Source organism: Methylocapsa palsarum (assembly GCF_900114285.1).
Taxonomy (GTDB): Bacteria; Pseudomonadota; Alphaproteobacteria; order Rhizobiales; family Beijerinckiaceae; genus Methylocapsa; species Methylocapsa palsarum.
The window spans coordinates 72,294-96,536 of the sequence record NZ_FOSN01000009.1; the positions used below are offsets into that span (position 1 = coordinate 72,294).

Genomic DNA, 24,243 nt, shown 5'->3' on the forward strand with positions numbered 1-24,243 from the left:
GATATTTTCCGGACGCAGGTCCGGACGGGCCGGGAGGGACAGGCAAGGGATGGGCCGCAAAAAACCGCTCGTCATCGTTACGCGCAAATTACCGGATGTCGTCGAAACGCGGATGTGCGAGCTGTTCGATGCGCGGCTCAATATCGAGGACAAGCCGATGTCGCGCTCGGAGCTGGCCGAGGCCTTCCGGACCGCCGACATCGTCGTCCCGACCGTCACCGACCGGATCGATTCGGAACTGATCGGGCAGGCGGGCGAGCAAATGAAGCTTATCGCCAATTTCGGCAATGGCGTTGACAATATCGACGTGACAGCGGCCATGAGCCGGGCGATCACCGTCACCAATACGCCCGGCGTCCTCACCGAGGACACGGCCGACATGACCATGGCGCTGATCCTTGCGGTCGCCCGCCGCATCGTTGAAGGCGCGAAAGTCATTCCGGCGGGCGAATGGAGCGGCTGGGCGCCGACCTGGATGCTCGGCAGCAAGATCACCGGAAAGCGGCTTGGAATTGTCGGCATGGGCAGGATCGGACAGGCGGTCGCGCTGCGGGCCCGGGCGTTCGGCCTGCAGATCCACTACCATAACCGGCGCCATGTCGCGTCGGCGATCGAAGAGGCGCTTGAGGCGACCTATTGGGAATCACTAGACCAGATGCTTGCCCGAATGGACATCGTTTCGGTCAATTGTCCGCACACGCCGGCGACCTATCATGTGCTCTCGGCGCGGCGGTTGAAAGTCCTTCGGCCGCACGCCATCGTCATCAACACGGCGCGCGGCGAATTGATCGACGAGGCGGCGCTGACCCGGATGCTGGAGCTTGGCGAACTTGCGGGAGCCGGCCTCGACGTGTTCGAGCATGAGCCGGCCGTGTCTCCCAAACTGATCCGGCTGGCGGCGGCGGGCAAGGTGACCCTTCTGCCGCACATGGGGTCGGCGACTCTCGAGGGCCGCATCGCGATGGGCGAAAAAGTGATCATCAACGTCAAGACGTTCATGGACGGCCACCGCCCGCCGGACCGGGTGCTTCCGTCCATGCTCTGAGTATTTGCGGAGCTTGGAGCATTTGCGGAGGGCGCCGCTCCTCTCGACGCGGCGCCTGGTTGGCCTCGCCACGGCCCATCGTCAATGCAGGGAATGGATATCAGGCGGCGGGGGTTTGGGCGGTTCGCGGGCGAGGATGGCGAGCTGCTTGTCAAGATTGGCGAGATCGCTCCAGCTGTCGGGATCGTCGCTCTGCTGGGACGGAATCCAGCGGGCGCGGATATATCCTGAAAAATCGATCAGGAATTCGGCGTGCTCGACCGGCACCCGGGCGCGGTCCACTTTCGCGTCGGCGAAGGTGCGGGTGAACATGCCGTAGGCGGCGAGGACGTCGTCGGGATCGTTCCTTGCGATCAGGATGCTGTTCGCGGCGAGAGCCCGCAAGGATCCGCCGGTCTTGTCCGGGGCGATCAGGACAATCTGGAGGCCGAGCTGATCGAAATGGCCGCGGGCCGCCAGCAGCTGCTCGATGCGCGGCGCGTCCTGCGGGCCGGCGCAAAAGACGAGGAGCAGGGCGGACTTTCTGCGGTAATCGCTCAAAAGGCTGACCTGGCCCTGCTGATCGGTCACCTGGAAATCGGGCGGCGCGAGCCAGGACTGGTTCGGCGCGACCGACGCCGAAATGACGCGCGCCTGGTAGCTCACCGAAAAGGCGCCCAGCCAGTTGATGATGTCCCAGCGCTGGTCGTTCGTCAGAATATCCTTGAACGCGGGCATGCCTGAGGGCGTGATCCCGTGCGTCACCCACCAGTAGAGATCGCCGGCGGTGTGCAGCGAGGTGTGCGGCGCCGAAAAATCTGCGGGCGGGCGCGGCAGACTCTTCGCCATCGGCCCGTTGCCGAGCCCGCTGTCGCCGTGGCAGGGCGTGCAATTGTCCTCGATGTGGCGAAGGCCGGCCGCGATCGATTGCGTCGCATAGGGAATTTCGGTCGTGAGGAAGGTGTCCGGATAGGCCTGGACGGAAATCGCGGGCAGGGCGAGGGCGCAGCCCGCGATCACTGCGGCGGCGCCGCCGCCGAGCGTCGCCCGGGGCCCAAGTCCCGAGAGCCTTGAGGGCCGCAGCGTCGGCCGCCACCAGAGCGCGATGAGGCCCGCGCCGAGCGCCGTGAGGAGGACGCCGGAGACGACCATGGTCGGAACCCAGGGATTGGCCCAGGTCGACCAGATCGAAAAGCGGAACGGGAACGGCCAAACGATGTCTTCGTGCTCAGGCGGATTGCGTTGCGCCATTTCGGACGCGACGACGACAATCAGAAACGCCATCGCGGTTTCGATCCTCACCCGCCGCGCATAGCTCATAATGGTCGCGTCGCTGGGCTTCATCTCCAGCAGCGGCAGAAGCGTGCGCTGCAGGCCGTTGGCGATGAGCAGGACGCCGCTGAGCAGCAGCAGCTTAATGATCAGCAATTGGCCGTAGGTCGTTCCGATCGCGCTGGAAAAATTGCGCACCAGGAACCAGGTCAGCACGGCTCCGCTGGCGACGATCGCCAGCATCGCCGCCGTCGCCAGACGCGAGAACTGGCGCAAAATCGTCTGGGACAGGAAGCGGGAGTCCTCAGTGACAGGCCCAAGGCCGATCAGGAGCAGCAGCGCGGGAAGGCCGCCCAGCCACAGGCTGAACGCCGTCCGGTGGATGACGGCGCTGACGATCCCGGCGGCCGGGGGCTCGATCGAGGTCGGATGGCTGGCGAGGGCGACGATCGAGAGGCCGATCGCGGCCGCGGCGGACGCCAGGAAAAACAATCCGTCCGAGATTTCCTTTTGGTTCAGCGTGAAGAGGGCGGCCGCGGCGAGGATCACCGCGGCTGCGGCGAACCCGAGTTCGAAGAGCGACACCCCGCCCGCCCAGGTTTTCGTCAGGAACCGGTTCAAGATCTCGAGATCGAAGGTGAACGGCGCCGCCTGGGCGGCCGCGGCCGCCGTGCCCACGGTGAAAAGAAACGCCGCCGCCAGGGCGACCGTCGCGGACGAGACGAGCAAAATCGCGACGCGGCGGCGCCAGCGGGCCCCGCCCGGATTCGCCAGAGAGCCTCGGGCGAACCACAGCAAAAACCCGGCGCCGATCACGATTGCGCCCCCCAGATTCGCGATGGCGCGGGCGAGGGAAAGCGGATCGAACATCTGACTGGCCTAGGCTGGTTTTTGGATCGTGAAGGTAAGCTGCGACTCGACCACATGTCCGTCGACGGACAGAACATGATAGCCGATGTTCACCGCTCCGTCCGGCAGGCCGGCCGGAAGCGCGACGACGACAAGCCGCGGATCCGAGGCCTCGCCGTGAGTCTGGAGCGGCGTCTGGGTTCCGTCAGCGCCAATGAGCCAGACCTTGGCGAAGGCCGGCTCGATCGACTCGTTGAACCATAGCTTCACCTCCGCCGGAGCCGTGGCGAGGACGGCGCGCGCCGCAGGCTCCGACTTGACCATCCTCGAATGCGCGAGCGCCCCGGTCAGCCCGATCGAAAGGCCGGCAAGCGCCGCAAACAAAAGGATAATTCCACGGCGAAAACCGTCGCGAGAGAAGGCGAAACCGCTCCGTGAAGCGGAGTCCGCAGGAAGCCGGAGACTCCGGAACCCGAAGAATTCGAAGCCATGAAAATACTTAACAGCCACGTCGGTTTTCCTCCCAGCAGTAGCGCTCAAGGCTGATCGCCTTCAACGGTTCGTTTGCACGTTCTCTAGCATCTTTCGGCACGTTCCCTAGCATCTTCCGGAAGGACTGTCATCGCCCTGCCCCGCGGCGAATTCGTCGCGGATCGGCGTCAATTTCAAGCCGCGCCGCGCATCGGAAAAGCGGCGTGTTCAAGGCAAGGGATGGGCCCCGTAACATGTTGCAAATAAGTCATAGCGCCACGCTGATCGCACCGAACGCCCTTGTAGTCGATTGACAAAAAACCGTGAAAGCGGGAACCCTAGGCCAACGAAGAAAGAGGGGAGTGTCATGACGCCTGCCATACGATATGTTGCCGCGGCGCTGTTAACCGCGTTTTCGATAGGGAAGGTCGCCGCCGCTGATCTTACCCCCATTGAGCCGCCGCCGCCGCCGCCGCCGGCATTTTTCCTACATGTTGGCGCGATGGGCGCCTTCTTCAACCCCAACGCCCAATCTACAGGCGGCGGTTACTTCAACAACATCACTCCCGCGGGGCCTGACGCGCATATCTCTAACGCCGCGATCCGACCCAACTATACGCTCGGCCTTGAAGCCGGCTACATGGTGACCCCGAACTGGGCGCTTGCGATCAGCGCTGGCGTTCCGCCGCTTCTTCACGCCAAGGCGACGGGCTTCACCCTTGACAGCACCTTCGGGACCAATCTTCTCGGAAGCACGCGCTGGGGCCCCGCCATGGCGCTCCTCCAGTACCATGCGACGCAGTTCGGGGCCTTCCAGCCCTACGCCGGCATCGGCGCTGTCTACCTGCTGAATTTCGGCAATATCTCCGACGGCATCCTGGTGAGGAACTTCGGCATCGACCAAACCTGGGGCTTCGCTCTTCAGGCGGGCGCCGACTACATGCTCACACAAAATCTCGGCGTGTATGTCGACGTGAAAAAACTGTGGCTGCAGACAACCGGCACGGGAACCGTGATCACGACCAACATCCCGATCCGGGTCCGTGTTGACCTCAATCCGTGGGTGGTCGGCACCGGCGTGACCGTCAAGTTCTGAGCCGCGCCTGATTTTCGGAAAACTCGTCCCGCCGGACACGTCCGGCGGGACGCCTTGCTCAGAATGCGCCGGCCCCATGAATGGGTTTACGCAGCGGGAGATGGGCCTCCCGCCTTGAGAAAGACCTCTGAGAAAGACTTGAGATAAGACCTCGGCGGCGCCCGCCGCTCCGCGATCAAGAAGCCCAGAGACAAGAAATCCAAGAAAAGACAAGAGACCCAGAGACAGGATATGTGAAGCGCCCGCCAAAGGAGTGCGTGATGACCCCGGCCATTCGGTTTTTCGCCCTGGTTCTCATCGCCGCATTTTCGATAGCGCCGCTCACCGCCGCCGATGTCGCGGCCCCCGTGGACCCGCCGCCGAGCTTCTTCATCCACGCCGGAGCCCTCGGCGTCTTTCCAGGTCCTAACGCGCAGGCGACTGGAGGCGGGATTTTCCCGATCTCGAACATCGCCATCCGGCCGAATTACACCGTTGGATTGGATGCGGGTTATTTCATCACGCCGAATTTCGCGTTGGCTCTCTCCGTTGGCGTGCCCCCCCTCGCGCACCTTAAAGCGACGGGTTTGCAAGGGGCTCTCCCCGGTTACTATCCAGGCAGCAATCTTCTGGGCAGCGTGCGCTACGGGCCCGCGATCGCGCTGATTCAGTACCACCTCACGCAATTTGGCAATATCCAGCCCTATGCGGGTGTCGGCGTCGGCTATCTCTTGAACTTCGGCAATATCAGCGACGGCATCCTCACGAATTTCAGCGAGGATCAAAATTTCGCTTTTGTGCTGCAGGGCGGGATCGATGTGATGCTGTCGCCGAACTGGGGCGTCTATGTCGATGCGAAAAGAGTGTTCCTCAACACCAACGCGCAAGGCTTCGCCTCCGCGCCGGGACTCCCGGGGCGCATACCGGTGCGCTCTCAGATCTCCCTCGACGCCTGGCTCGCCTCGACAGGCGTCACATTCAAGTTCTAGCTAACGCCCAAGCTCTACTTTCGCCCAAGCTCTAGCTTTCGGCGGATGCGCTTTTCAGGCGCCCTTGGGACCGCCGCGGGAGACGCCGACCTTCGCCGGGCGCAAAACGCGCTCCCCGATCATGTAGCCGGGCTCGACGACCTGCACCACCGTGCCGCTGGGCTTTGACTCGTCAGGCACTTCGAAAAGCGCCTCCTGAGTATTCGGATCGAATTTCTGGCCTTCGGGGTCGAGCTTCTTGACTCCGAACCGCTCCAGCCGGGAGGCGAAGTCCCGCTCGGTCAGTTCCAGCCCGTCGATCAGCTTTTTCAAGGTCGGCTCGGCGCGGGCGCGGGCGTCAGTCGGAACGTTCTCGATGGCGCGGCGGAGATTGTCGGCGAAGTTCAGCATTTCGCGCGCGAACGACGACACGCCGTAGACTTTGGCGTCGGCGACCTCCCTCTCGGTCCGCCGCCGCAAGTTCTCCATGTCGGCAAGCGTGCGCAACAGCTTGTCCTTGAGGCCGGTATTTTCAAGCTGAAGGTTTTCGAGCACCACAAAGGGATCGGCTCCGCCGGTCGGCGATTGCGCCGCGGGATCCGTGAAGGCCGCCGCAACGTCCTCCGTGGTCGATTGAACCGGCTCATTAGCATTTTTTGAATCGTTCATGGTCGATCCGTTCAATAGCGACAAATCCGGGATATCGGCCGCGCCGCCGGAGAATGCAAGTTCGCCGGCTGATTCTGCGCCGCACCGCGCGCAGTCTTATGGCCTTGGCTCCAGTTTTTCAACTTTGTCGGAACTCATTTGCTCGTTTGCGGTCGAACCCGACCCTGAAAAGGGGCGGGCCTCACGCTCCGGCGGCGCCGATCGGATTGGCGAATGTCTCCAGCAGACGGGAGCGGATGAATTCATGTTCGATCGGCGATGTGATCTTTGCGCCGGCAAAATCAGTCACATAGAACACGTCGGCGGCTTTTTCGCCGAACGTTGCGATATGCGCCGAGCCGATGTTGAGGCCAAGCCGGGAGATCGCCGACGTCAGTTCGTAAAGCAGGCCGGGGCGGTCGAGACCGGACACTTCGACAACTGTGAAGCGACCGGACAGCGAGTTGTTGATCGAAACTTCCGGATGGACGCGGAATGATTTTGGGATCGAGCTTGCGTAGGACGACTTCGCCGCGGCGACGATCGCGTCCATGTCGACGCCTCCCTTGAGCGCGCGCTCGATCGAATAGGCGATTCTGTCCGCTCTGCGGATTTCGTCGTCGTCATAGTCGAACGCGCGGGTTATGAAGATCGTGTTGAGCGCGACGCCGTCCGTGGTGGTGAACACCTGCGCATCGACGATATTGGCGGACGCCGCCGCGCACGCACCCGCGATCAGCGACAACAGATGCGGATGGTCCGGCGCGATGACGGTCATCTCGGTGACGCCCCAGGACCGGTTGACCGAGACGTCGGTGACCGGGGCCGGCATCTCGACTTCGGTCATGTTGAGCAGTTTCGCGTGGAGAATTTTCTGCGGCAGATCCGCCTTGAGCCAGTAGGCTTGCGGATGGCGCGCGGCGTAGGCTTCGAAATCGAGGTCGGACCAGTTGGGCAGAGCGGAACGCAGTTCCGCGCGCGCGTCAAACACCCTTGTCTTGTGGTCGATCGTGGAATGGCCTCCGGCGAGGATGACTTCTGTCTCCCAGTAGAGCGTCCGCAAGAGGCCGCCCTTCCAGTTGTTCCAGACGCCGGGCCCGACCGCCCGGATGTCGCAGATGGTCATGATAAAAAGCATTTTCAGGCGCTCGAGCGTCTGCACGCACTTCGCGAAAGTCGCGATCGTGGTTCGGTCGCCGAGATCGCGCCGCTGCGCCGTGTCGGACATGATCAGGTGGGTTTCGACGAGCCAGGCGACCGTCTCGGTGTCGGCGGCCGAGAGGCCGAGGCGCGGGCACAGCGCGCGCGCGACCTCCATCCCGGCGATCGAATGATCCTCCATCCGCCCCTTGGCGATGTCGTGCAGAAATAAGGCCAGCACGACCGCGGTCCGATTGCTGATCGAGGAAACGACTTCGTTCGCAAGGGGATGTTCGTTGGGGTGGCGTTGCTTTTCGATGTCGGAGAGATTGCCGACGGCGCGCAGCAGATGTTCGTCCACGGTGTAGTGATGGTACATATTGAACTGCATCAGCGCGACGATGCGGCCGAATTCAGGAACAAAACGGCCAAGCACGCCGGCCTCGTTCATCAGCCGCAACACGATTTCCGGCGTGTTGCGCGACGTCAAAATCTGGAGAAAGAGCCTGTTGGCTTCAGGGTTGGCGCGCAGCCTTGCGTCAATTCGCTTCAGCGACAACGTGACGAGTCGAGTCGCGTCCGGGTGGATCGCGAGCCCGTTTCTATCGGCGACCCAGAACAAGCGGATCAGATTGACCGGGTCGCGGGCGAAAACGTCGGGCGCCGCGACCGTCACGCGGCCATGTCCGATGGAGAAATCGCCGGTGACCGCAAACTCCTGATTGCGCGGGAAAGGCCCGAACACGCGATCGAGCATCGGGTAGGGCTTCGCCTGCTTTTCTTCCAGGGCCGCGCAGACGATCGCGGTCAGATCGCCGACGTCCTTGGCGATGAGGAAATAGTGTTTCATGAAGCGTTCGACGCTGGCGAGGCCGTTGCGCGTCGAATATCCGAGCCGGTCGGCGATCTGGCGCTGCAGATCGAAACTCAGCCGCTCCTCGGGCCGTTCGGTGAGGAAATGCAGGTGACAGCGCACGCGCCAGAGATATTCCTCGCAACGGCAGAACAGCCGGTATTCCGCGCGCGAGAACAGGCCGACGCCGACGAGATCTGAGGCGTCCTCCACGCGATAAACGTATTTGGCGATCCAGTAGAGGGTGTTCAGATCCCGCAGTCCGCCCTTTCCTTCCTTGACGTTCGGTTCGACAAGGTAGCGGGAGCGGCCGCGCCGCGAAATCCGGGCGTCGCGTTCGGCAAGCTTCGCCGCGACGAAGTCAGTCGCGTCGCCGCGCAGAATCTCACGGTCGAAGCGCGATTTCATCGACTTGAAAAGACTTCTGTCGCCAAGAAGAAAGCGCGTCTCCAGAAGCGACGTCCGTATCGTCATATCGGCCTTGGCTTCGGCGACGCACTCCTCGACCGTCCGCGTCGCGTAGCCGACTTTCTGGCCGAGGTCCCAGAGCATGTAAAGTATTGCTCCGACAACGAGTTCGCCCCGCTCGGGAGCGTCGGCGGGAATGAGGAAAAGCAGATCGATGTCCGAGCCCGGCGCAAGGGTCGCGCGGCCATAGCCCCCGACCGCCGCGATCGCGCATTCGCGAGAGGCGCCCCCGGCTGGAGCCGGATGGACGTAAGTCACGACATAATCGTGGATGGCGCGGATCAGCTCGTCTTCGATATAAGCGAGGTTGGAGGCGCACTCGAGGCCGCCGCCGTTGCTCTCCAGCGTCCGCCGCGCGATCCCCCGGCCATGGCTGAGGGACTGCCGCAGCAGCCCGAGTGCGCCCGCGCGCAAGGAATCCGTCGTCTCAGAGGGGTCATTCTGAATTGCGTCGTGAAGCGCGGCGATTTTCGCGCGTAATGTTTCGCGGTGGAACATGATTGCGCGGGGCGTTGGCGACCGCTTCGCTTCCCGGCGCGCCGGTTTCGCCGCCGCTTGCGCAGCGCTCAAAGCTTCCGCTCCTTCGTTTGCGGGCGTGCGCCACGCACCCTTCTCATGATCCAATTCGGTTTGACATCCTTTTTGCCGGGCCCCGGATGACGCGCGCTGTCGAGTTTAGCCTCGATGGCGTCCCAGGCGACGATCGCCAAATCCGGTCCGCCGAGACGCTTGATCGCTCGGATACCAGTCGGCGATGTTACGTTGATTTCGGTCAGATAGCCATCGATGACGTCGATCCCGACCAGAACAAGCCCGCGTTGTTTCAGTTCCGGTCCGATGACCGCGCAGATTTCCTGTTCCCGGGGCGTCAGCTGGGTCGCGGCTGCGCCGCCGCCGCGCGCCATGTTCGAGCGGATGTCGTTGTCCGCGGGGACCCGGTTGACGGCTCCGGCGGCGACGCCGTCGATCAGAATGATCCTCTTGTCGCCTTCCGCGACCTGCGGCAGAAAGCGCTGGACGACCCAGGGTTCGCGGAACGTCGTCGCGAACAGGTCGTACAGCGAGCCGAAATTCGGATCCTTGCGTCCGACCTTGAACACCGCCGCGCCGCCATGGCCGTGCAGGGGCTTCATCACGACTTCATTGTGGGCGTCGCGGAAAGCCTCGATCAGTTTTTTGTCGCGGCTGATGAGCGTTGGCGGCATCAGTTCGGGAAACTGCAGGACGAAGAGCTTTTCCGGCGCGTTGCGCACGCTCTCCGGATCATTGACGACCAGCACCTTGGGAGGGAGCATTTCAAGCAGATGCGTCGAAGTGATATAGGCGAGGTCGAACGGCGGATCCTGGCGCAGCAGAACGACGTCGAACGCGGCGAGGTCGACGGGTTTCGCCTCGCCCAGCGTAAAATGATCGCCTTCGACGTCGCGAACCGCGACCTCCGCCCCTTGCGCCACGACTCGGCCCTCATAAAGCGAAAGCTTGTCAGGGGTATAGTAGAACAGCTTGTGGCCCCGGGCCGCCGCCTCGAGCATCAGGGCGAAGGTGGAATCGCCGGCAATATTAATCTTTTCGATCGGATCCATCTGGACGGCGACGTTCAACGGCATGGGAGCTCTCTTCGGGCGGCATGCTTTAAGGGGGCCGCACCTTTTCTTGGCGCATGGAGGGTTGGTGGCGTCAAGTCCGGCCAAGGGGCACGGCGCTTTAAACTTAAGCGTTATAGAGCGAGACTTAAGCGTTACGGAACGGCGCCTTCCGCAATTCTCTGGCCGATGAGCCCGCGCTGGCGCGAAATCGCGCGCCGCGCATGATCAATGGCCACCGAAAAGGCGGTCGAGTCCGCCGCCCCGACCGCTTGCCCCTTCACAAACCAGGCGACGATCGCGTTCAGCTCCTCATCCATTTTCTGGAGTTCAGCGAGGCTTTGCGCCGAAATGGCCTTGTCGGCGATGCCGATCAAATGATCGATCCGCTGCAAATCGCTTTCGGATTTCTTCCGGTTGAAACGTCCGATGAGAAGCGCCGCCGCCGAGCCGCCGAGGCTCAGGGCCATGCCGCCTATGTACAGATATTGCTGAAAGGCGTCGAAGAAACTCTGTTCTCCCGTGTCGAGGTAAGCGGCCACGCCCGGATGAACCGGAAGGACAGGGTTTTTGGCGTCCGGGTCGGGTGCCTCGATCTGGTTCGCCAGCGGCGTTTTCGCCATCATCCCGGTCTTGGTGGTCAGGATCGACCTTATGATCGCGCCGGCGACCGCGTCGAGCATCGTGTCGGGCGCGACAAAACGATACGAGACCGCGAGCGTCGACACCGAATCGTCTGGAACTGCTGGATGTCCGCGAAAGGCTCCGGCGGGAACATCGATCGATTCGAGTCCGGGAAATTGACGCCCGATCGCGTCCGCCTCGTCGATGGCGAGGAGAAGCGGCGTCTTTTTGGTCGCGGTTTTGATGGCGCTGACGGCGTCGGAGACTTCGCCAGGAGCCATTGGGCCGACCGCGAGGACCGCCGCCACGCGATGGTCGCGGACTGCGGCGCCGATTTCGGCGACAGGCAGAAACAGCCGCTTCACCGTTTCCGCCGGAACATTATAATAACCCAGGATCGTATCGAGCGTGCGCTCATTATAGCTTTGCAGCGGGCCGGTCAGAAGCCCGATGGTCTTGCCGGCGAGGGCGGAGACCTTGTCGATCGGCGATTTCGCGGGCGTGAGGAACGCGACCACGTCGCGGCGCAAGATCGCGATCGTTTCCCCGTTCGCGGGAATCTCGGCGTCGCTCCGGACAATGCCGAGTTGCACGGCCCGGCTCTCGATCGCCTTGGCGCTCGCCGCCAGATCCCCGACTTCGACAAGTTTGACATGAACCCGGGGATGGGCGGCCTCCGTGACCGAGGCGAAAGCCGTGATGAAGCGGTACGCCGGGCTGCCGGGAGGGCCAATCGTGACGCGAAGATCGGCGCGGGGCGAACCGAAATAAACCAGGGCCGCGACGGCCGCCGCGATCATCAGAACTCCGGCGATGACAAAGGGCGCGAGGCGCATGGCGAAACTTCCATACGAGCACAGACGGCGCCGAAGGATTTTCCGGCTGAGCGGCGCGTTCGTCTTTCAACCTCAATTCAGGCTTCAAGGCAAACCCCGCCGCCTCGATCCTCTCGTCGGCGCAGCTTCCGCCGCGAGGGCCGCAGACTTGTCTTGGCCCTTGACTTTACAGTAGAAGGTGGCGCTGGAGGCTCCGCTTCCAGATCTGGGAACGTCGGCGCAGCAAGCTGGCGCTCATATCCTAAAGGAGGAAACAATGCGCAAACTTTTGCTCGCGTCCGCCATCGCGATTTCGTGCGCTCCATTCGCCCACGCGCAAACCGAACTCAACGCCTACGCCGACAAGGATGGCTATCTCGATGTTCAGGCTCTGACCTGCGCGCAGCTCGCCAACACCTTCCAGGAAGACGCCAATTACCTGACGACCTGGTACAGCGGCTGGTACAACGGCCTCGCCAAGAAGCACTATGCGAACATTGCGCGCGGCAAGGAAGCCGAACACGAGGTTATCGTTTATTGCAAGGCCAATCCCGAGACGAAAATCATCAAGGCCATTGGCATCGTGATTGACGAAATGAGAAAGAAAAGCGGCATCGTCCTGTCGAAGTAACAGGCGGGCGGATTTCAATTACGGCCGGTCCAGCGCCGGCGCCGCGGCATTGGGGGGCGGGATGAACAAACATTCGCTTGCGTTGATTTTCTTGCTCTTCCATGCGGGCGCCGCCGCTCCCGCGGCGATGGCCGAGACCGCCGCTCCCCCCGCTCCGATCGCTGCGGACGAGGCTCACGCAATCGGCGTCGACGCCTATCTTTATTTCTATCCGCTGGTCACGATGGACGTGTCGCGGAAGCAATTCACCAATATCGAGCAGGGCAAGGAAATCGGGCGCGGCCCGATGAACAGCTTCATCAACGTCCCCGAGTTTCCGGCCGCCGATTTCAGGTCCGTGGTCCGGCCAAACTTCGATACGCTCTATTCGATCGCCTGGCTCGATCTCGCCAATGAGCCGATTGTCGTTTCGGCGCCGGACACAAACGGCCGGTACTACCTGTTGCCGATGCTCGACATGTGGACCGATGTGTTCGCCTCGCCGGGCTGGCGCACCACCGGGACGCAGGCCCAGACCTTTCTTGTCGCTTCCCCAGGCTGGCGTCCCGCCCTTCGCGACAAACTGAGCGAAACCCTGAAACTGCCGAAGGGAACGCAGCGAATCGACGCGCCGACGCCCTATGTCTGGATCATCGGGCGCACGCAGACCGATGGTCCGCAGGATTATGACGCGGTTCATCAGATTCAGGCCGGCTTCAAGGTCACGCCGCTGTCGCAATGGGGCAAAAAGCCGAAACAGGCGCCCGTGAAGATCGATCCCTCGGTCGATATGAAAACGCCGCCGAAGCTGCAGGTGGACACGATGCCGGCGGCGAAATTCTACGCCTATGCGGCCGAAATCCTCAAGCTTCAGCCGCCGCATCTCACGGATCAGCCAATCCTCGCACGGCTGAAACGGATCGGTTTCGAGGCCGGCAAGAGCTTTGATTTCGACAAGCTCGATCCGGCCGTCGCCGCAGCGCTCGCCAGCGCGCCCGCCGACGCGCAAAAACTGATGGCGTGGAAAATACCGACTATAGCGCGGGTCGTCGACGGCTGGTCCCTCAACACCGACACGATGGGCGTCTATGGCAATTATTATCTGAAGCGCGCTCTTGTCGCGCAACTCGGTCTTGGCGCGAATCTGCCCGAGGATGCCGTCTATCCGCTCAATCTTGGCGATTCCGCCGGCAAGCCTCTCGACGGAGAGAACAAATACAAGCTTCACTTCGATAAGGACTCGCTGCCGCCCGTGAACGCGTTCTGGTCGGTCACGCTCTACGACAAGGATGGGTTTCAGGTCGCCAACCCTTTGAACCGCTTTGCTGTCAGCAGCTGGATGCCTTTCCGGAAAAATAGCGACGGTTCGCTCGATCTCTATTTTCAGAACGAAAGCCCTGGCGCCGACGACGAGGCGAACTGGCTTCCCGCTCCCAAGGGGCCGTTCAACCTGACCATGCGCCTCTATGCGCCGAAATCCGAAGTCCTGACCGGCGTCTGGGCCCCTCCGCCCGTGACGCGGCAGGATCAGGCGGACGCCGACCCGCAGGATCAAAAAGATCAGCATTCTCCCGACGCGCAGGACGTCGAGCCCGGCGGCAAATAGTCAAACTTATGGCTCAAACTTTTGGGTCGAGCGGCGGAGCCGACCGCGCGACCGGCCGGCGGGTCTCAATCGGACCCGCGGCTGATAGGGCCAGCCGGTTCGGCTTGATCTTTCATGCCGGGCGCGACCGGCATGAAAGATCTACGCCTTCGCCAATCCCTCCGCAGCCATGACGCGCTGGACGGCGGCGTCGCCGAGCATCCGCTCCTGATGGCGCTTGATGTGGGGAAATTCGCTAAGGCCCTCCGGCAGCACCGACACGGCCCAGCGCGTCATCGGAAACAGATAGGCGTCGATGATGGTGCGCTTGTTGGCTGTGACGTAAGTGCGTTCGGATAGATGGCGCTCGAGCAAAGTCAGGTTTTTTTTCACCAGCAGCAGTCCGGCCGCGCGCACCTTGTCGAGCGCCGCCTTGTCGGTGTCGGTTGTGTAGCGGGCCGGGCTGAAAACGGGGAAGAAGGCCGGATGCAGGTCGCCGGTCAGGAAGTCCGACCAGCGCTCCAGATCGGCGGAACGGTCGAGGGTGGAATCGCTGTCGAGGCCGCAATCGGGGGCGCTGCGCGCGAGGAAACGCAAAATGGCTCCAGCCTGGGTGAGGATCACGCCTGTTTCGATGTCGAGCGCCGGCACCGCGCCGGCCGGGTTGATCGCCCGGTAATCGGGGTCCGAGGGCTTCACCCGCTCCGTCTTGTAGGGTCGGCCGATCCATTCGAGCACGATGTGTGGGGCGAGCGAGCAGGCGCCGGGCGAATAGTAAAGCGTGTACATTCCATTCCATCCCTTGCTGTCGAAATCGGGAACAGGGTTAGACCAGGGCCGGCGTCCGGTCAAAACGCGCCCGGACAACCATGAGCTCGACAATCATGAACGGGACCGGCGAGTCAGACGTATGTCGTATTTGTGCGAGTTAAGACGTATGTCGTATTTGTGAATGTAGGGCCGCATCCGACCGCGGCCGGCTCCATTTGAGGTGTTGAGGTCCGCCGCCTCCGCCCCTATGTTGCGGGGCGGCGGCGAGTCCGCTACGGGACGCTCGGATCAATAGGCCGCAATCCCGGGCGAACAGAGGAGACGAGCATGAGCGACATCGTCGTACGGACCCCGATGCAGTATCTGGACAAGGCGAATGGCGCGCTGCGCGATCTTGGCCTCCTGCCCGCGAAAACCGAAGACGCGCCGATCAACGCGCTCCTCGCCCAGATCTCCGATCTCGAGCCGGCGAAAATCGCCGTGATCGCCAAGACGCTTGGCCAGGGCTCGCTGTTCAACGAGGTCGTCCGCGACCAGACCGCGGCGATGTCGATCGGCCAGCGGTATCAGGACATCGCCCAGAGCTTCAACTCGATCCGCGACGACGCCAAGATGATGGTCGACCAGCTCGACGACGGCAAGATCGACCTGTTCGAACGGGTGAACAATGTCTGGATGAAGATTTCGCGCGGCGACATCGCCGACCGGTTCGACAAGATCAAGGCGACCTACCTCGAAGTCACCGCGGCGACGCGCGATCAGATCCAGCGCGAGCAGACGATCCTCAACGCCTACCGCGACTATCGCGGCGCGCTCAAGCAATCCGAGGTTCTCGCCCTCGAGGTGTTGAAGTCGGCGGAAGCGAGGCTCGAGGCCGCGAAAGCAGGCCTTAAGGAGGCCTCCGACAAGGTCGCCAACTACGCCGGAACGGAACCCGCCGAGCGCGCGGCGTTCGAACTTGAGCGCGACGAGCATTTGCGCCGTGTGCAGGACGAGGACAAGCGCTACCAGATCGCCAAGGATCTCGCCGACAATCTGACGATCGGCTACAACACCTCTGAAGTGATCATGGCGAGGCTGATGCAGACGACCAACGCCAAGGAGCGCGTTTACGCCCAGTCGGTGAGTTTTTTCTCGACCAACGACAGCGTGTTGACCGCGCTCAAGGCGTCGTTCACGGGTCTGTTCGGCCTGCACGAGTCGACGCAGACTCTCGAGACCATGAAGGAAGGGCTATCTAAGAGCATCGAGGTTCTGGCCGAGGTCGGGGGCAAGGTGCAGGAAGCGGCGGTCAGGAGCGGCTACGGTCCGACGATCCGGGCGGATGCGGTCAAAAAACTCGTCGACAGCGTCGTCGGCTTCCAAGAGCGCTCGCTCGCGATCGTTGGCGAGATGCGCGAGATGTCGACGCGTAATTCCGAGGAGATCCGCGACGCGGTTGAGGCGGGCAACCGCCGTATCGCCCAGCTCGTGACCGAAGGAAGGGCGCTTGGCCTCAATGGCTGACGCCGCGCTCCAGAGCCCGGCGGGAGCCTCCTCGCCGGCGCCGGCGCAATTCGACGACCTGATGCTCTCGATGGACGTCGTCGATACGCTGCGGCATCAGGAGGCTTTTGTCGCGCGCGAACTGAACGAGGATCAGCGCGAACAGGAGCTGATCGAGCGGCTGCGCAAGATCTACCGTGACCAGGGCATCGAGGTCTCCGACGAGATCATCGCGGAAGGCGTCAAGGCCCTGAAGGAGAGCCGGTTCGTTTATACGCCGCCAAAGCCGGGATTTGGCGTGTCTCTCGCAAAGCTCTGGATCGCGCGCGGGCGCATCGGGACCGGGCTCGCCGCCGTCGCCGGGGCGCTCGGCGCGCTCTGGATGGGGTATTTCTTTTTCGTCGAGCGTCCTGCCCGGATCGAGGCGCTGAGGGCGCAGATCGAAATTTCGCAGACCCTGCCGAAGGCGCTCGACGACGCGTTTTCCGCCGTCCTCGCCGAGGCCAAGACGCCTGACGCCAAGCCAAAGGCGGAGCAGTTCGCCGCCGATGGACGCGCCGCGCTGGCGCGCCAGGATGCCTCGGGCGCAAGAACCGCTCTCGCCGGACTCGATCAGCTTCGCGCTGATCTGAGGCGCAGCTATCAGATCATGATCGTGTCTCGGCCGAGCGAGCCAAGCGGGATTTATCGCAACCCGCCGCGCAATCCGGGCCAGCAGAATTATTATCTTATCGTCGAGGCGATCGGCCCGGACGGGCGGCCGATTTCGCTTCCTGTCACGAGCGAGGAAGACGGAACCACCAAAGACGTGACCAAATGGGCGATCCGCGTGAACCAGCAGGTGTTTGAATCGGTTCGCCGCGACAAGCAGGACGACGGCATCGTCCAGAATAGATTGGTCGGCCAGAAGCGGCGCGGCTATCTCGACGTAAACTATTCCATTCCGGTCAGCGGCGGCGCGATTTTCAAATGGTGAAGTCATGATCAGCGGTCAGCAGGCGCTTCGCTCCATCGAACAGGCGACCGCCTCCATTCGCGGTCAGGAAAGCGAATTCGTCGCTCTCCTTCGCTCGGCGGACGAAGATCTTGCGCGGCTGCGCGCGGAGCGGACGGGTCTGTTCCGGCAGTTCGCAATCGTCCGCCTCGACGTGCTGCAGAGCGAGAAGATCGACGTCGAGCTTGCGTCGGCCGAACGGCGGGCGCTGCAACTGATCGCCGACGGAAAATCGACGCTGGACACTTTGTCGGGACGCCTGATCGAGGCGCAGTCGGCGCGGCAAAAAGCCGAGGAGGACCGCCATTCCAAGGCGGAGGAGGTGACCCGGATCCTCGGCGAACTGGAGGATCTTCAGGCGAGGGTCGAGCCTCAGGTGCGCGGTTCAACCGAATGGATCGCACAAAAGGGGCTGGTCGATCAGGCGGAGCGGATTTTCCTCGCCGCCGATGCGAAAGCCTCGGGGGCCGAGGCGGACAGAGCGGCCAAGGGCAAGCCCTACGAGAACGATCCGCTGTTCATGTATTTGTGGACGCGCGGGTTTGGCGCGTCGAAATATTCGTCGGGATATTTCGTCCGCTTTTTCGATGAAAAAGTGGCGGCCCTTGTCGGCTATCATGGCGCGCGGGCCAATTATGCGATGCTCAACGAAATTCCGGCGCGGCTTCGCGAGCACGCCGAACGGCGTCGGTTGAAACTCGAAACCGAGCGTCACAAGCAGCTTTTGATCGAACAGGCGGGGCTGGCCGCGGCGGGAAGCGGCGAGATCGAAAAGCGGCTCGAGACCGCGCGTCTTGATCTTTTCGAGGCGGATGGTCGGCTGCGCGAGGCGGACAAATTGATCGAAACGCTCGATCGCGCGCGCGACAAGGCGCTCCAGATCGACGATCAGTCACCCTATGGACAGGCCGTGCGGATCCTCGCCGACGCCAACGCCCGGGAGCCGCTGGGCGAGCTCTACCGCAAGGCGGCGCGCACCCGCTCCGGCGATGACGACGCGATGGTGCGGCAGATCGAACTTCTCGACCAGCGGATCGGCCGGGCCGAGCAGGATCGCTCTATCCTTCGCAAGAAAACGCAGGACGTGGCGCAACGGCGCGCCGAGATCGAGGCTCAGCGGGCTCAATTCCATCGGATGGGTTATGACAATCCGATGGCGCAGTTCCGCAACGAAAACGTCATCGCCGAAGTTCTGGGCGGCATCATTCAGGGCGCCGTTCAAGGCGCAGTTCTGGGGAACGTCCTGCAGGGCGGCTATTATGAGCGCCCGAGGCGCGCCGACAGCGGATTTGGCGGCGGCGATGGTTTCGATTTCCCTTTTCCCGGCGGCGGCGGCGGATGGGTCGACCGCGGCGGCGGCGGCTTTGGCGGGGGCTTCGGCGGGGGCCTGGGAGGCGGCGGCGGGGATGGCGGAGACGGATTTACGACCGGCGGATCATTCTAGAAATCGCCGATTTGAACAGTCGCGAATGCCTCGGCCGCTCAGGGTCGCGGCGAGGGCGCCGTTCAACATTCCGCGATCCGCGTAACGAAACGCCATTCCCCTTCGTATTTCTAGAGCATATTCCGATCGGATTGAATCAATCCAATCGACAAGAATATGCTTAAACTTTTGACTCTGGAGCGATTTCTGATCGATCGCATGACTTCATGCGATCGGAAAGCGCTCCAGGCGCGGCGGGAATTCCGGGCCAATCGCCGGGGCGCCGCTCGGCAAGGAGACGCGTTATGATCACGAGGCGGCAGGGACTTTTCGCGGGCGTCGCAGGACTTTTCGCGAGCATCGCGGGACTCGCGGCGGCGGCGTTGCGGTTTGGCTCTTTGGCGCCGGCGAGCGCCGCTGAGTCAGCGGGCGAGACGTTCGAGACCGCCCATTCCGAGGCGGAATGGAAGCAAATTCTGACCCCGGCGCAATTCGAAGTGCTTCGGCTGGAGGGCACCGAACGGGCGTTCACCAGCCCCCTCAATCATGAAAAGCGCGCCGGGACCTTCGCCTGCGCGGGCTGCGACCTGCCTCTGTTCTCCTCGAAAACCAAATTCGACAGCGGCACCGGCTGGCCAAGCTTCTGGGCTCCGCTCGACAACGCGGTCGGGATTCGGAACGACACGTCCTATGGCATGACCCGGACCTCGGTGCATTGCCGCCGCTGCGGCGGCCATCTGGGGCATGTCTTTGACGACGGGCCGAAGCCGACCGGCCTTCGATATTGCATGAACGGCGTCGCGATGGCCTTCAGGCCCGGCGAAGCGTGACGCCGGGCTTGCGCGTGCGCCGCCCTGCGATCGAAACAAGGACCGTATCGATGAATTCTCGTTTGATATCGACCCGCCGGGGCTTGAGCGCCGGCTTTGTTTTCGCCGCGGTCTTGGCGTCGGTCGCGCCGGCCGGCGCCGCCGAACAGGCGACGCGCATTCCCGCGCCCGCATACGCCGCGTCCGCGTCTGTCGGCGCGCCTCAGACCGTCGTTCTGGCCGGGGGGTGTTTCTGGGGCGTCCAGGCGGTCTTCCAGCACGTCAATGGCGTCACAAACGTCCTGTCCGGTTATTCGGGAGGATCAAAGCGCAGCGCGGATTATGAGGAAGTGAGCACGGGCGCGACAGGCCATGCGGAATCGGTCGAAGTCACCTTCGACCCGAAGGTGATCAGCTATGGCGAGATTCTACAGCTCTATTTCTCGGTGGCGCATGATCCGACCGAACTCAACCGCCAGGGGCCGGACGAAGGACCGCAATACCGGTCGGCGATTTTCGTCAACGGCGACGACCAGCGCCAGGCCGCCGAAAGCTACATTGCGCAGTTGAACGCGTCAGGAGCCTACCGCCGGCCGATCGTCACGGAGGTCGCGCCGCTGATGGGTTTCTATCCGGCGGAAAACTATCATCAGAACTACGCGACACTGCATCCAAACAGTCCCTACATCGCGATCAATGACCTCCCGAAAGTCGCAAACCTGAAGCGGCTTTACCCGGACGTCTACCGCGCGGAGCCGGTGCTCGCGCCAATCGCGGCCGCGTCGAAATGAAGCTTTTTCCTTTCATCCGGCGCCGCGAACGGGCAGCGCCGCGCCGGTGACCGCGCTGGCGTCGTCGCTCAAGAGAAATGCGATAGCCGTGGCGATCTGCTCCGGCCGCACCCAGGTCGCCACATCGCCGTGAGGCATGGCGGCGCGATTTTGCGGGGTGTCGATGATGCCGGGCAGCACGGCGTTGACGCGTATATTCTCCCCCTTGAGTTCATCGGCAAAACTCTCGACGAGCCGCAGGACGGCGCTTTTCGCCGCGGCGTAGGCGGACAGGCCGGGAGGAGCCCGCAGCGCGGGCCACGCGCCGACCGCGACGAGGCTGCCGCTTCCGGCGGCGCGCATCGAGGGCAGGGCCGCGCGAAAGATATTGAGCGTCGTGATCGCGTTGAGCTGAAACATCCGCTCGAACATGTCCGGCCCGGTTTCGGCCGCGGGCGCCGCTTCGAAGCCTCCGACCGTATGCACGACGCCGTCGATCCTTTCGAACCTGTCCAGCGCTGTCGAGACGACCTGTTCGCAATCGCCCGGGTTTTTGAGGTCAAGGCCTGCGATGGTCAGATGACCGTCGGCGATTCTAAGGCCCGCCGTCGCGTCCTTCAACGCCGCGGCGTGGTGATCGACGGCCACCAGGGCGACGCCGCGAGCGGCGAGCACGGTCAGGAGGGCGCGGCCAAGATTGCCGGCGGCGCCCGTCACGATCACGACAGAAGACGTTTCGTTCATCGCATTCTCCCAGCATGGTTCTGGTTCTGGTCCCGGCGTAGCCCGGATGGCTGCGGGGCGCCGGACGCTCGCCGGAAAAATGACTTGCACAGCCTCGCTCCGCCGGCAAGATGACCTTCGTCGATCCGACCCGGCGCCGAAGACGAGGAAGCTGCGCTTGACCGAGCCCCAACCACCGAAGCGGCCGTCATCCTATGACAAGAAAGTCGCGCTCGTCCTGCAAGGGGGCGGCGCCCTCGGGAGCTATCAGGCGGGCGTTTATGAGGCGCTTTCGACCTCCGAATATCAGCTTGATTGGGTTTCGGGAATCTCCATCGGGGCGATCAACGCCGCGATCATCGCGGGCAATGCGCCGGACAAGCGCGTGGAGCAGCTGCGGACGTTCTGGGAAATGGTGACGTCGCGGACGCCGTTTCCGCTGACGCCGAATGCGATTGTCGCCCAGGATCGGCGCATTGGCTCGCTGACCTCGCTCTTTTACGGACAGCCCGGATTTTTCGCGCCGCGGGCGTTGTCGGATTGGTGCTTCGGCAATACGCCGACGAGTTTTTACGACACTCTTGCGCTGAAGGCGACGCTCGAAGGCCTTGTCGATTTCGACCGCATCAATTCTCGGGAGATCGATTTCAGCGTCGGGGCCGTCAACGTGCGGACCGGCAATTTCGCCTATTTCAATAACAGGGAAATCAGGATCAGGCCGGAACACGTCATGGCGAGCGGCGCGCTGCCGCCGGGGTTTCCTGCGGTCGAGATCGACGGCGAACATTATTGGGATGGAGGCCTCGTCTCGAATACGCCCCTGCAATATGTGCTTGAATACATTCCTCGCCGCAGCCGGCTGACCTTTCAGGTCGATCTGTTTCACGCGCGCGGGCGCGTTCCGCAAAACCTCGAGGAGGTCAGCGAGCGCGACAAGGACATCCGGTATTCGAGCCGCACGCGCGCCGGAACCGACGCCTTCCGCGCGATGCACGACGTGAGGCACAACGTCAACACTCTTTGGAACAAGCTTCCAGACGAGCTGAAGGCGACCCCGGAAGCCCGGTTTCTCTACAACTTCGGCTGCGTGACGACGATGGACATCGTTCAGTTGATCTACCGGCCGACCGAAGAGCAGGGGCAGGCGAAGGATTATGATTTCGGTCGAGGAACGATGGAGCTGCGCTGGGCGCAGGGGCTCTCCGACGCGCGCGAGACCCTGCTCGCCTCGCCCTGGCTCGAACCCATGCCGGAAGAAGCTGGCGCGCGCACGTTCGATGTCCTTGGCGCGCGTAAAGCCAGAGAAAAGCTGGCGGGACGTCGCGGTTAGACGGCCAAGTCGTCGTGGACGATATTGGTTTGGCGGTGGATTTTAATGGAGGGCAACTTTGTTGGGAGGCGCCGGAATCAGAATCAGTTCGATCCAGGCTGGACGGATCGCGCCGCTTGGGCCAAGGGGCGTGCTAAGCGGCTTCGTCAAGGATCGCGTCGACGGGCCGATCAGCGCCGGGCTTCTCGGCCTTTCCGGCGACGAACAAGCGGATCTGACCGTTCATGGCGGCCCGGAGAAAGCCGTCTACGGTTATGGGCTTGCAAGCTACGCTGCATGGCGCCGCGCGTTTCCTGACCACGCCGGGTTGCTCAAGCCGGGCGGTCTTGGCGAAAATTTGACCATTGACGGACAGGAGGAAACCTCTGTCTGCATTGGCGATATCGTCCGCGTCGGCGGCGCCGTCTTGCAGGTGACGCAGCCCCGTCAGCCCTGCTTCAAACTGGCCCTGCGATTCGCCGACAATGGAATGCCGCGCGCGATGATCAGAAACGGCCTCTGCGGCTGGTATTACCGGGTGCTCGAGCCTGGAGTCTTGACCTCCGGGACCGCAATCGTACTCGAGGAGAGACCAAATCCAGAATGGTCGGTCGCCCGGTTTTTCCGATTGATCACCACCCATCGGGTGAGCGAAGGGGAACTGGCGGAGCTCGTCGCGATGAACGGACTTGCGTCGCAATGGCGCGCCAGCGCACTCAATGGCGCCTTGTAGGCTGTTCCAAGCCTTTTGAGCGAGAACTGGAATTCAATTCCGGTCGGGCGCGCCGAAGCAAAGATGATCGCCACATTCCGTGTCTAAGAGCCGCCCTGTAGAGCCCTCCGCTGGCGGTTCTACAGCCGGGCCGCGAATGCGATGAGCCAGCCGGGCATCGCATCGGCGAACGCCGTCTCGATGGCGCGGTCGAAGCCGGTGAGGATCGCCGCGCCGACACCGATCAGGACGATCGCAAGCGCAATGTTTCCGATTCGCCCGGCCCGGGCGGCGGCGATCCGCGTGCGCGCCGCGATGCGCGAAAGTCCGTAACCGGCCGCGAGCAAAGCAGTCGCCGCCCCGAGCGCGAAAACCGTCATTGTGGTCATCGCCATCGGGATGGAGCCTCCGTTTGCCGCGAGGGCGAAGGCCGCGCCGAGCGTCGGCCCGGCGCAGGGCGCCCAGGCGAAGGCCAGAACGACGCCCGCTCCAGCCTGACCGGCGAGCCCCGCCTTCGGCATAAGCTTCGCCAGCGCTTCGCCCCATCGAGACAGCGGCGCCAACAGACGTTCCGCTCGCGCGCTGAAGAGTGGAAAAAGCATGACGAGACCGGCCGCGAGCATGAGCGAGGCCGCGCTCGCGCGCAGGAACGCCGAATTGCCGAATTCAATCCCCGCCGACGCAAGCGCGCCGCCCACAAGGCCAAAGGTCAGCGCGAGCCCAAGGGCCAGAGCCAAAGGGCCGCGCGGATCCTGCGCTCGCGCGCTCGCCGCGACGATCGGCGCGAGGGGGAGGATGCAGGGACTAAGGATCGCCAGGAGGCCGGCGAGGAAGGCGAGCGCGAGAATCGTCACGCCGGTCAGGACGCCGCCTGCAAAACCTTCATGACGTCCTCCTGGGACGTTCCCCAGGACATACGCGCCACTTCCTTGCCGCCCTTATAAGCGATCAGCGTCGATCGCGGCGCGCCGAGCGCATCGGCGATCGACTTCTGTCCGTCGTAATCGACCTTGAAGAATTTGACGTGGTCGAGGTGTTTGTCGCCGGCGAGTTCCGACAGAATCGAAGCCTGCGCCCGGCATTGGAGGCACCAGGGCGCATAGACATGGACGACAACGGATGCGCCGGAATTGATGGCTTTTTCCACCACCGCCTTGTCGTAGCTCTGGAAGGAAAAGGCGCCGGCGGGAACAATCGAGGCAACAACGAGAAGGGCGGCGGAAAAAGCCAGAATATTACGGCGAGAAACCATGGCGCACACT

22 protein-coding genes are annotated in these 24,243 nt (G+C 63.0%); 12 read left to right on the plus strand and 10 right to left on the minus strand.

Annotation, left to right across the window (positions count from 1 at the left end):
- The first annotated feature begins 49 nt into the window (after window positions 1-49).
- Complete coding sequence (locus tag BM177_RS11435; RefSeq protein ID WP_091682402.1) at window positions 50-1,045, plus strand: 2-hydroxyacid dehydrogenase; 996 nt, start codon at window positions 50-52, stop codon at window positions 1,043-1,045.
- Window positions 1,046-1,126: 81 nt separating this feature from the next.
- On the opposite strand, the gene BM177_RS11440 is transcribed toward BM177_RS11435, so the two are convergent.
- Together BM177_RS11440 and BM177_RS11445 are read right to left on the minus strand one after the other, a co-directional pair.
- The gene (locus tag BM177_RS11440) at window positions 1,127-3,166 is read right to left on the minus strand and encodes a CopD family protein (RefSeq protein ID WP_091682404.1); all 2,040 of its coding nucleotides are present in this window, start codon (window positions 3,164-3,166) and stop codon (window positions 1,127-1,129) included.
- 9 nt (window positions 3,167-3,175) lie between these two features.
- Window positions 3,176-3,655, minus strand: a complete 480-nt coding sequence (locus tag BM177_RS11445) for a copper resistance CopC family protein (protein WP_175492583.1) — start codon at window positions 3,653-3,655, stop codon at window positions 3,176-3,178.
- A 328-nt stretch (window positions 3,656-3,983) separates the two neighbouring features.
- On the opposite strand from BM177_RS11445, the gene BM177_RS11450 reads away from it, so the two are divergent.
- Together BM177_RS11450 and BM177_RS11455 are read left to right on the plus strand one after the other, a co-directional pair.
- Window positions 3,984-4,712, plus strand: a complete 729-nt coding sequence (locus BM177_RS11450) for an OmpW/AlkL family protein (protein ID WP_091682409.1) — start codon at window positions 3,984-3,986, stop codon at window positions 4,710-4,712.
- Window positions 4,713-4,972: 260 nt separating this feature from the next.
- Complete coding sequence (locus tag BM177_RS11455) at window positions 4,973-5,680, plus strand: OmpW/AlkL family protein (protein ID WP_091682411.1); 708 nt, start codon at window positions 4,973-4,975, stop codon at window positions 5,678-5,680.
- Window positions 5,681-5,734: 54 nt separating this feature from the next.
- Here BM177_RS11455 and grpE read toward each other — a convergent pair whose 3' ends face one another.
- The 4 genes from grpE to BM177_RS11475 all read right to left on the minus strand — a co-directional run bounded on the left by grpE (window position 5,735) and on the right by BM177_RS11475 (window position 11,811).
- Window positions 5,735-6,328, minus strand: a complete 594-nt coding sequence (gene grpE / locus BM177_RS11460; protein ID WP_091682414.1) for a nucleotide exchange factor GrpE — start codon at window positions 6,326-6,328, stop codon at window positions 5,735-5,737.
- Window positions 6,329-6,509: 181 nt separating this feature from the next.
- A complete protein-coding gene (locus BM177_RS11465) occupies window positions 6,510-9,338 on the minus strand; it encodes a [protein-PII] uridylyltransferase (protein ID WP_280140549.1) in 2,829 nt (942 codons plus the stop codon).
- A complete protein-coding gene (gene gshB / locus BM177_RS11470) occupies window positions 9,335-10,375 on the minus strand; it encodes a glutathione synthase (protein ID WP_091682416.1) in 1,041 nt (346 codons plus the stop codon). Before gshB ends, BM177_RS11465 begins: the two co-directional genes overlap by 4 nt.
- 131 nt (window positions 10,376-10,506) lie before the next feature.
- Window positions 10,507-11,811 (minus strand): TAXI family TRAP transporter solute-binding subunit, encoded by a 1,305-nt coding sequence (locus BM177_RS11475; RefSeq protein ID WP_091682418.1) that lies wholly within the window; start codon window positions 11,809-11,811, stop codon window positions 10,507-10,509.
- Window positions 11,812-12,067: 256 nt separating this feature from the next.
- Here BM177_RS11475 and BM177_RS11480 point away from each other — a divergent pair, with 256 nt between their 5' ends.
- Entirely contained in the window at window positions 12,068-12,421 is a 354-nt protein-coding gene (locus BM177_RS11480; protein ID WP_091682573.1) for an HdeA/HdeB family chaperone, read from the plus strand.
- Between the two features lie 61 nt (window positions 12,422-12,482).
- Window positions 12,483-14,006 carry a DUF1254 domain-containing protein gene (locus tag BM177_RS11485; protein WP_091682575.1) on the plus strand — a complete coding sequence of 508 codons (1,524 nt, stop codon included), beginning with the start codon at window positions 12,483-12,485 and terminating at the stop codon, window positions 14,004-14,006.
- 141 nt (window positions 14,007-14,147) lie between these two features.
- On the opposite strand, the gene BM177_RS11490 is transcribed toward BM177_RS11485, so the two are convergent.
- Window positions 14,148-14,774: a glutathione S-transferase family protein gene (locus BM177_RS11490; protein WP_091682421.1), complete on the minus strand. Its 627-nt coding sequence runs from the start codon at window positions 14,772-14,774 to the stop codon at window positions 14,148-14,150.
- A 309-nt stretch (window positions 14,775-15,083) separates the two neighbouring features.
- Here BM177_RS11490 and BM177_RS11495 point away from each other — a divergent pair, with 309 nt between their 5' ends.
- From BM177_RS11495 to msrA, 5 genes are all read left to right on the plus strand, one after another.
- The gene (locus BM177_RS11495; protein ID WP_091682423.1) at window positions 15,084-16,262 is read left to right on the plus strand and encodes a cell surface protein; all 1,179 of its coding nucleotides are present in this window, start codon (window positions 15,084-15,086) and stop codon (window positions 16,260-16,262) included.
- Entirely contained in the window at window positions 16,255-17,217 is a 963-nt protein-coding gene (locus BM177_RS11500; protein ID WP_091682425.1) for a DUF6384 family protein, read from the plus strand. Before BM177_RS11495 ends, BM177_RS11500 begins: the two co-directional genes overlap by 8 nt.
- A gap of 4 nt (window positions 17,218-17,221) precedes the next feature.
- Entirely contained in the window at window positions 17,222-18,679 is a 1,458-nt protein-coding gene (locus BM177_RS20050; protein WP_091682427.1) for a coiled-coil domain-containing protein, read from the plus strand.
- A 284-nt stretch (window positions 18,680-18,963) separates the two neighbouring features.
- Window positions 18,964-19,488: a peptide-methionine (R)-S-oxide reductase MsrB gene (msrB, locus tag BM177_RS11510; protein WP_091682578.1), complete on the plus strand. Its 525-nt coding sequence runs from the start codon at window positions 18,964-18,966 to the stop codon at window positions 19,486-19,488.
- A gap of 50 nt (window positions 19,489-19,538) precedes the next feature.
- Entirely contained in the window at window positions 19,539-20,258 is a 720-nt protein-coding gene (gene msrA, locus BM177_RS11515; RefSeq protein ID WP_091682581.1) for a peptide-methionine (S)-S-oxide reductase MsrA, read from the plus strand.
- 12 nt (window positions 20,259-20,270) lie between these two features.
- On the opposite strand, the gene BM177_RS11520 is transcribed toward msrA, so the two are convergent.
- Entirely contained in the window at window positions 20,271-20,981 is a 711-nt protein-coding gene (locus BM177_RS11520) for an SDR family oxidoreductase (protein ID WP_091682428.1), read from the minus strand.
- A gap of 157 nt (window positions 20,982-21,138) precedes the next feature.
- Between BM177_RS11520 and BM177_RS11525 the strand changes: the two genes are divergently transcribed.
- Window positions 21,139-22,290 carry a DUF3734 domain-containing protein gene (locus tag BM177_RS11525; RefSeq protein WP_244532275.1) on the plus strand — a complete coding sequence of 384 codons (1,152 nt, stop codon included), beginning with the start codon at window positions 21,139-21,141 and terminating at the stop codon, window positions 22,288-22,290.
- Between the two features lie 58 nt (window positions 22,291-22,348).
- A complete protein-coding gene (locus BM177_RS11530) occupies window positions 22,349-23,002 on the plus strand; it encodes an MOSC domain-containing protein (protein ID WP_091682431.1) in 654 nt (217 codons plus the stop codon).
- A gap of 119 nt (window positions 23,003-23,121) precedes the next feature.
- Here the strand turns inward: BM177_RS11530 and BM177_RS11535 are convergent, their stop codons facing one another.
- Entirely contained in the window at window positions 23,122-23,835 is a 714-nt protein-coding gene (locus tag BM177_RS11535) for an urease accessory protein UreH domain-containing protein (protein ID WP_175492584.1), read from the minus strand.
- Between the two features lie 5 nt (window positions 23,836-23,840).
- Window positions 23,841-24,233 (minus strand): thioredoxin family protein, encoded by a 393-nt coding sequence (locus BM177_RS11540; RefSeq protein WP_091682435.1) that lies wholly within the window; start codon window positions 24,231-24,233, stop codon window positions 23,841-23,843.
- Window positions 24,234-24,243 lie beyond the last annotated feature (10 nt).

What these genes read in the sequence shown, in the direction of transcription:
- BM177_RS11435 (WP_091682402.1), top strand. Translation starts at nt 50, where the DNA reads ATGGGCCGCAAAAAACCGCTCGTCATCGTTACGCGCAAATTACCGGAT.
- BM177_RS11440 (WP_091682404.1), bottom strand. Translation starts at nt 3,166, where the DNA reads ATGTTCGATCCGCTTTCCCTCGCCCGCGCCATCGCGAATCTGGGGGGC.
- BM177_RS11450 (WP_091682409.1), top strand. Translation starts at nt 3,984, where the DNA reads ATGACGCCTGCCATACGATATGTTGCCGCGGCGCTGTTAACCGCGTTT.
- BM177_RS11455 (WP_091682411.1), top strand. Translation starts at nt 4,973, where the DNA reads ATGACCCCGGCCATTCGGTTTTTCGCCCTGGTTCTCATCGCCGCATTT.
- grpE (WP_091682414.1), bottom strand. Translation starts at nt 6,328, where the DNA reads ATGAACGATTCAAAAAATGCTAATGAGCCGGTTCAATCGACCACGGAG.
- gshB (WP_091682416.1), bottom strand. Translation starts at nt 10,375, where the DNA reads ATGCCGTTGAACGTCGCCGTCCAGATGGATCCGATCGAAAAGATTAAT.
- BM177_RS11475 (WP_091682418.1), bottom strand. Translation starts at nt 11,811, where the DNA reads ATGCGCCTCGCGCCCTTTGTCATCGCCGGAGTTCTGATGATCGCGGCG.
- BM177_RS11480 (WP_091682573.1), top strand. Translation starts at nt 12,068, where the DNA reads ATGCGCAAACTTTTGCTCGCGTCCGCCATCGCGATTTCGTGCGCTCCA.
- BM177_RS11485 (WP_091682575.1), top strand. Translation starts at nt 12,483, where the DNA reads ATGAACAAACATTCGCTTGCGTTGATTTTCTTGCTCTTCCATGCGGGC.
- BM177_RS11490 (WP_091682421.1), bottom strand. Translation starts at nt 14,774, where the DNA reads ATGTACACGCTTTACTATTCGCCCGGCGCCTGCTCGCTCGCCCCACAC.
- BM177_RS11495 (WP_091682423.1), top strand. Translation starts at nt 15,084, where the DNA reads ATGAGCGACATCGTCGTACGGACCCCGATGCAGTATCTGGACAAGGCG.
- BM177_RS11500 (WP_091682425.1), top strand. Translation starts at nt 16,255, where the DNA reads ATGGCTGACGCCGCGCTCCAGAGCCCGGCGGGAGCCTCCTCGCCGGCG.
- BM177_RS20050 (WP_091682427.1), top strand. Translation starts at nt 17,222, where the DNA reads ATGATCAGCGGTCAGCAGGCGCTTCGCTCCATCGAACAGGCGACCGCC.
- msrB (WP_091682578.1), top strand. Translation starts at nt 18,964, where the DNA reads ATGATCACGAGGCGGCAGGGACTTTTCGCGGGCGTCGCAGGACTTTTC.
- msrA (WP_091682581.1), top strand. Translation starts at nt 19,539, where the DNA reads ATGAATTCTCGTTTGATATCGACCCGCCGGGGCTTGAGCGCCGGCTTT.
- BM177_RS11520 (WP_091682428.1), bottom strand. Translation starts at nt 20,981, where the DNA reads ATGAACGAAACGTCTTCTGTCGTGATCGTGACGGGCGCCGCCGGCAAT.
- BM177_RS11540 (WP_091682435.1), bottom strand. Translation starts at nt 24,233, where the DNA reads ATGGTTTCTCGCCGTAATATTCTGGCTTTTTCCGCCGCCCTTCTCGTT.